Here is a 6,244-nt window from a genome sequence, read left to right on the forward strand (position 1 = left end):
TCAGATTCCCCAGGCCATGCGTGCCAGGCCTTGCGCGGGCTCGTGCCGGCCTTCGGGCGCGAGCCAGACCAGGCCCGGCGCATCGCGCCGACCGGGCACGGCGCCGCAGCCCGCGAGGAACACCGGCGTGTCCTGCGGCAGCGCCAGCCCGCTGGCCAGCGCGATCTGCGCCTGCATGGCGGGCAGCACACCGCGCCAGCCGCCATCGGCCGCGTCGGGATGCCGCATCGAGCGCAAGCCGCGCCAGGCGCCCTTGTGCAACAGGCCCAGCGTGAAGCTGCCCGGCTCGGCGGCGCCGAACCAGGCGGTCTGGCGGCCCAGCCGCGCGCACCAGCGGTCGAACGCGGCCGAAAAGTACGGGGCGATGCGCGCCACCCGCGCGTCGCCGATGGACTGCAGCTCCTGCAGCGCGGCCACCAGGGTCTCGTCGATGGCACAGGCCGGCACCGCGCGGCCCGGCATGGGCTCGGCGTGCATCAGGCGCCAGCCGTCGGCCGCCGCGCCGAAGGTGGCGCGAAACCGCAGGCGCACATAGGCCTCCAGTTCCTGCGGCTGCGTCAGTTGCGGCTGCCACTCCAGCAACTGCCAGCGCACGAAGCGGCTGCTCAGGTGGATGTGCAGGCGCGCGCGCGGCAGGCTTTCCTCGCGCAGCCAGCCGGCCAGCCGCACCATGGCGGGCCGCCAGAGCGGCTCGTCCGCGCCGGCGCCTTCCGGCGGCAGGGGCTGGGTGTGCGCGCCGGCGGTGCCGTCGCGGCGCGGGCCATCGATCACCAGGCGGTCTTCGAGCAGGGCGACCTGCAGCAAGGGACGTTCAGCGAACCACACGGTTGAGCTCCTGCAAGGTGCTTTCACCCCGGCGCACCAGGTCCAGACCGACATCGCGCAGCACGCGCGTGCCTTTCTGGTGCGCCACTTCCTTGATGCGCCGCACCGGCTCGCGCGTGACGATCATCTCGCGCAGCTCGTCGTCGAGCAGCAGCACCTCGGCCACCGCCTTGCGGCCCTTGAAGCCGGTGCCCCGGCAGCTGGCGCAGCCGCGCCCGGCGCGGAAATGGAAACCGCTCACGTCGCGCAGGCCGCTGTCGGCCAGCAGCTCGGGCGTGGGCACGTCGTCCACCGCGCAGTCCGGGCAGTTCACGCGCACCAGGCGCTGGGCCACGATGCCGTTGAGCGCGGCCACCAGGCTGTAGGGGTCCACGCCCATGTGGGTGAAGCGGCCCAGCACGTCGAACACGTTGTTGGCGTGCACCGTGGTCAGCACCAGGTGGCCGGTGAGCGCGGCCTGCACCGCGATCTGCGCGGTCTCGCCGTCGCGGATCTCGCCCACCATGATCTTGTCGGGGTCGTGACGCAGGATGGATCGCAGGCCGCGCGCGAAGGTGAGGCCCTTCTTCTCGTTGACCGGAATCTGCAACACGCCGGCCAGCTGGTACTCCACCGGGTCCTCGATGGTCACGATTTTGTCGTGCCCGTGGTTGATCTCGTTGATGGCCGCGTACAGCGTGGTCGTCTTGCCGCTGCCGGTGGGTCCGGTGGCCAGCAGCATGCCGTAGGGCTCCTGGCAGAGCGCGCGCAGCGAGCGCATGGTCTCGGCGTCGAAGCCCAGGGCCTCCAGCCGCAGACCGGTGACCTGGTCGGACAGGCGCTCCTTGTCGAGCACGCGCAGCACCGCGTCCTCGCCGTGGATGCTGGGCATGATGGAGACGCGGATGTCGATCGCGCGGCCCAGCGCGGCGACCTTGAAGCGGCCGTCCTGCGGCACGCGGCGCTCGGCGATGTCGAGCTCGGCCATCACCTTGATGCGCGAGATCACCTGCTCGGCGTTCTCGCTGCCGTGGATGCCACCCACACCGGCGAGCACACCGTCGATGCGGTACTTGATGGTGATGCCGCCGCCGGCCGTCTCCAGGTGGATGTCGCTGGCGCCGGCCTTGAGCGCGTCGTACAGCGTGGAGTTGACCAGGCGCACCACCGGGCTGCTGTCCTCGCTGATGCTGCGCAGTGAAATGTCCTCCAGCCCCTCACCGGCCGCCGCGGCCTGCTGCATCGGCGCCAGGCTGTCCATGGCGCGCAGGCCGTCCTCGTGGCGCGCGAGGTAGGCCTCGATGTCGGCGCGGTGCGCCAGCCGAACCTGCAGGGGCTGGCGCACGCGCTCCTCGGCCCAGGCCAGCAGGTCGGTGTCGAAGGGATTGGCGATCACCAGGCACAGGTCCGGCGCTTCCTCGCCGTGCATCAGCAGGCATTCGCGCTGCACGGCTTCGCCGTACGGCAGGCGCTCGAACGCGGGCCGCAGCGCGTGCAGTTCGTCCATGCCCAACACAGCGACCTGCGCGCTCAGGCCCAGGCGGGCCAGCGGGTCGCCCAGCGCGAGGTCCTGCGCCTCCAGCCAGTCGGCCAGGCCAGCGCCCGGCGTGCGCGCGGCCTGGCGCGCGCCTTGCAACTCGGCCGCGGCATAGGGCTTGGGCAGCAGGCGCGCCAGCTCGTGCGGCGCGTTCATTGCACGCTCTCCGCCAGCTGGAAGATGGGCAGGTACATCAGCACCACGATGGCGCCGATCACCAGACCCATGATGAGCATGAGCGCGGGGCCCAGCAGGCGCGTGGCCCACTCCGCCCAGCGCGCGAGTTCCTCGTCGTGGAAGGCGGCGGCGCGCTCCATCATCTCGCCCATGTTGCCGGTGCGCTCGCCCACGCGCAGCATGCGCAGTGAGACCGCCGTGCTCAGGCCCTGGGCCTCGAAGGCCTGCGACATCGGCTGGCCCTCGCGGATGCGGCCGGTGGCGGCCAGCAGGCGCGGCTGCAGCGCGGGCGAGAGCAGGCCGCCCACCATCTCCAGCGCGGGCACGATGGCGATGCCGCCGCGCAGCAGCATGCCCAGCGTGCGGTACAGGCGGGCGAGCTGGAACACGCGCATGCGCTCGCCCACGGCGGGGATGCGCCAGAGCTGCCCCGCGATGCGCTGCGCGAGCCAGCGGCCGCCGCCCGACACCAGGGCCGCGCCCAGCGCCACCATCAGGCCCAGCAGCACCGGCCAGTGTTGTTCGACCGCCTGGCCCCACTGCAGCATCAGCCGCGACATGAAGGGCAGCTGGTCGCCCATGTCTTCATAGATGTGCGAAAAGCGCGGCACCACATAGCCCATCAGGAACAGGATCACCAGGCTGCTCACGCCGATCAGCATGGCGGGGTAGATGGCCGCGCTCACCAGCTTGCCGCGCAGCGTCTCCAGTTGCGTGGCGTAGGCGATGTAGCGGCCCAGGGCCTCGCCCAGGTTGCTGGTGCGCTCGCTGGCGCGCACGGTGGCCACGTACAGCGGCGGGAAATTCTGCGGCAGGGCCTGCAGCGCGCCCGAGAAGGTCTGGCCCTCGCGCAGGCTGAGCAGGATCTGCTGCAGCACGGCGCGCACCGGCGCGCGCGACTCCTTCTCGGCCAGCGTCTCCACCGCCTCGACGATGCTCACGCCCGAACTCAGCAGCGACAGCAGTTCCTGGCTGAACAGCAGCAGCGGAAAGGCCGCCGAGGCGCCGCGCGCGGCACCGGGCGTCCAGCCGCGCTCGCGCGAGACCGACACCACCGAATGGCCCAGCGCGTGCACCTGGCGGCGCGCGTCGTCCGCCGTGGCCGCGTCGATGGCGCTCACGGCCATCGACAGGTCGGGCTGGAGCGACTTCACCAGGTAGCGCATGGCCGGTTCACCAGCTCACGATGTCTTCGGCTTCGCCGCTGCCACCGGGCTGGCGGTCGTTGCCCAGCGAGAGCAGGTCGTACTCGCCGTGCTCGCCCGGCGCGCGGTAGACATAGGGTGTGCCCCAGGGGTCGGGCGGCACGCCTTTCTTCAGATAGGGGCCGCTCCAGCGCGTGTCCGCGCCCGGGCGCTCGTTGAGCGCGGCCAGGCCTTCTTCGCTGGTCGGGTAGCGGCCCACGTCGAGCCGGAACTGGTCGAGTGCCTTGCCCAGCGCATCGATCTGCGCGCGCGCCGTCTTCACCTCGGACTTGCCGATCTGCGCGAAGAAGCGCGGTCCCACGAAGCCCGCAAGCAGGCCGATGATGACCATCACCACCAGCAGCTCCAGCAAGGTGAAGCCGCGCGAGCGCCGCGGGCCGGGAACAACGAGGGACAACATGACAACACGCTCCGCGACGGTGGGGGCCTTGTGCAGGCCCGGGTTGAAACCAAGCTTAGGAACGTTCTGTGAAGCGCGGGTTACACCGCGACATTCGGCACGGCTGCTTCGGGTGCCCGCCACGCTTTTGATCCGAACGGACTATGCGAAGACCCGGATCCTGTTGCAAAGCCGACATGTGAGCAGCCGGTTCAAGGCGTCACCGACAGGCTGTAGCCGCTGCCGCGCACCGTGCGGATGAGCGAGTCCAGGCCGGCCGGCAGCAACGCGTTGCGCAGGCGGCTGATGTGCACGTCCACCGTGCGGTCATCGCCCTCGAAATCGGAACCCCACACGTGATCGAGCAGCTGCGAACGGCTGTAGACCCGGTCGGTGTGGGTGACGAGAAAGTGCAGCAGCCGGAACTCGGTGCTGCCCAGCGACAGCGGGATGCCGGCGGCCACCACGGTCTTGGCCGAGGGGTCGAGCACCAGGCCGGCGAGGCGCACCACATCGGCCGTGACCTGCGGCACCCGGCGGCGCAGGATGACCGCGATGCGCGCGATCAGTTCGCGCGCGGAGAAGGGCTTGGTGATGTAGTCGTCCGCGCCCACTTCCAGCCCCGCGATCTTGTCGCGCTCCTCGATGCGGGCCGACAGCAGAATGATGGGGATGTCGCGCGTGCGCGCCTCGGAACGCAGCAGCCGCGTGAGCTCCATGCCCGACATGCCGGGCAGCATCCAGTCCAGCAGCACCAGGTCGGGCAGCCAGCGCAACAGCATCTCGCGCGCCTGCTCGGCGTCCGACGCGCAGCGCACCACGTGCCCGGCCCGCGTGAGGTTGACGGAGATGAGCTCCTGAATGGGCGGCTCATCCTCGACGATCAGAATTTGAGCAGCCATGGTCGATCCATCGTAGAAAAGCACGGATCGTAGAAGCGCGTGGTGACGCTTTTATTGCAGTTCCATGGCGCTCGAAACGCGGTTTCGCGGCGTCATCGAAACGCGCTGGACCGGTCACAGATCTGACGTACTTGATCCATAGACTCGCGATTTCTTCAGGCCACCCACTTCGCGTTTCATGAGCATCCACGCCAACTTCAAGCGAATTTTCGCGACCACCGTTCTCGCGACGGCGCCCTGGATGGCCGCCCACGCCCAGGAGATCACGGGCGCGGGCGCCACCTTCCCGGCACCCGCGTACTCGCAATGGGCCGAGGCCTACAAGACGGCGCAGGGTTCGCGCGTCAACTACCAGCCGATCGGCTCCAGCGGCGGCATCCGGCAGATCGATGCGCGCACGGTGGACTTCGGCGCCACCGACGCACCGCTGAAAGACGACGAGCTCGCGCGCAAGGGCCAGATCCAGTTTCCCACCCTGATCGGCGGCGTGGTGCCGGTGGTCAACCTGCGCGGCATCGCACCGGGCCAGCTTCGGCTCACCGGCGCGCTGCTCAGCGACATCTACATGGGCAAGGTCACGCGCTGGAGCGATCCCGCGATCCAGGCGCTCAACCCGCAGCTGCCGCTGCCGGACACCGCCATCTCGCCGATCTTCCGCTCCGACGGTTCGGGCACCACCTTCATCTTCACCAACTACCTGAGCAAGGTCAGCACCGACTGGAAGTCGCGCGTCGGCGAAGGCACCTCGGTGAGCTGGCCCGTGGGCAACGGCGGGCGCGGCAACATCGGCGTGGCCGCGCTGGTCTCGCGCATGCCGAACTCGATCGGCTACGTGGAATACGCCTACGTGAAGCAGGCCCGCATGACGCACGCGCTGGTGCAGAACGCCGCCGGCGCCTACGTGACCCCCGGCACCGAGGCCTTCCAGGCCGCGAGCAGCGGTGTGGACTGGAAGGCCTCGCACTCGCACATGCTCACGCAGCAGCCCTCGCCCGAGGCCTGGCCCATCACCGGCGCCACCTTCGTGCTGATGTACACGCGGCCCGACAACGCGGCCAACGCGGCGCAGGCCCTGCGCTTCTTCCACTGGGGGCTCACCCAGGGCGCTTCGATGGTCACCTCGCTGGGCTATGCCTCGCTGCCCAAACCGGTGGTGGACTCGATCGAAGCCCGCTGGGCCGAGGTGCGCGACACCGCAGGCCAACCCCTTGCCTACAAATAAGCCCCCCCACCCCGGCGC

6 protein-coding genes are annotated in these 6,244 nt (G+C 70.2%); 1 reads left to right on the forward strand and 5 read right to left on the reverse strand.

From position 1 onward, the window contains the following. The 5 genes from AC07ZS_RS25255 to phoB form a co-directional block, all read right to left on the reverse strand. Entirely contained in the window at positions 1-825 is an 825-nt protein-coding gene (locus AC07ZS_RS25255; protein WP_494801232.1) for a hypothetical protein, read from the reverse strand. Then, entirely contained in the window at positions 812-2,497 is a 1,686-nt protein-coding gene (locus AC07ZS_RS25260; RefSeq protein WP_494801233.1) for a GspE/PulE family protein, read from the reverse strand. The genes AC07ZS_RS25255 and AC07ZS_RS25260 overlap by 14 nt, the downstream gene beginning before the upstream one ends. Beyond that, positions 2,494-3,684 (reverse strand): type II secretion system F family protein, encoded by a 1,191-nt coding sequence (locus AC07ZS_RS25265; protein ID WP_494801234.1) that lies wholly within the window; start codon positions 3,682-3,684, stop codon positions 2,494-2,496. The genes AC07ZS_RS25260 and AC07ZS_RS25265 overlap by 4 nt, the downstream gene beginning before the upstream one ends. A 7-nt stretch (positions 3,685-3,691) precedes the next feature. Then, on the reverse strand, positions 3,692-4,123 hold the full coding sequence (gene gspG, locus AC07ZS_RS25270) for a type II secretion system major pseudopilin GspG (RefSeq protein ID WP_494801235.1): 432 nt from the start codon (positions 4,121-4,123) through the stop codon (positions 3,692-3,694). A gap of 191 nt (positions 4,124-4,314) precedes the next feature. Further along, a complete protein-coding gene (phoB, locus tag AC07ZS_RS25275) occupies positions 4,315-5,004 on the reverse strand; it encodes a phosphate regulon transcriptional regulator PhoB (RefSeq protein WP_494801236.1) in 690 nt (229 codons plus the stop codon). Between the two features lie 178 nt (positions 5,005-5,182). Here phoB and pstS point away from each other — a divergent pair, with 178 nt between their 5' ends. Then, the gene (gene pstS / locus AC07ZS_RS25280) at positions 5,183-6,226 is read left to right on the forward strand and encodes a phosphate ABC transporter substrate-binding protein PstS (RefSeq protein ID WP_494801237.1); all 1,044 of its coding nucleotides are present in this window, start codon (positions 5,183-5,185) and stop codon (positions 6,224-6,226) included. The last annotated feature ends 18 nt before the right edge of the window (positions 6,227-6,244 follow it).

Source organism: Hydrogenophaga sp. GW456-12-10-14-TSB4 (genome assembly GCF_059424305.1).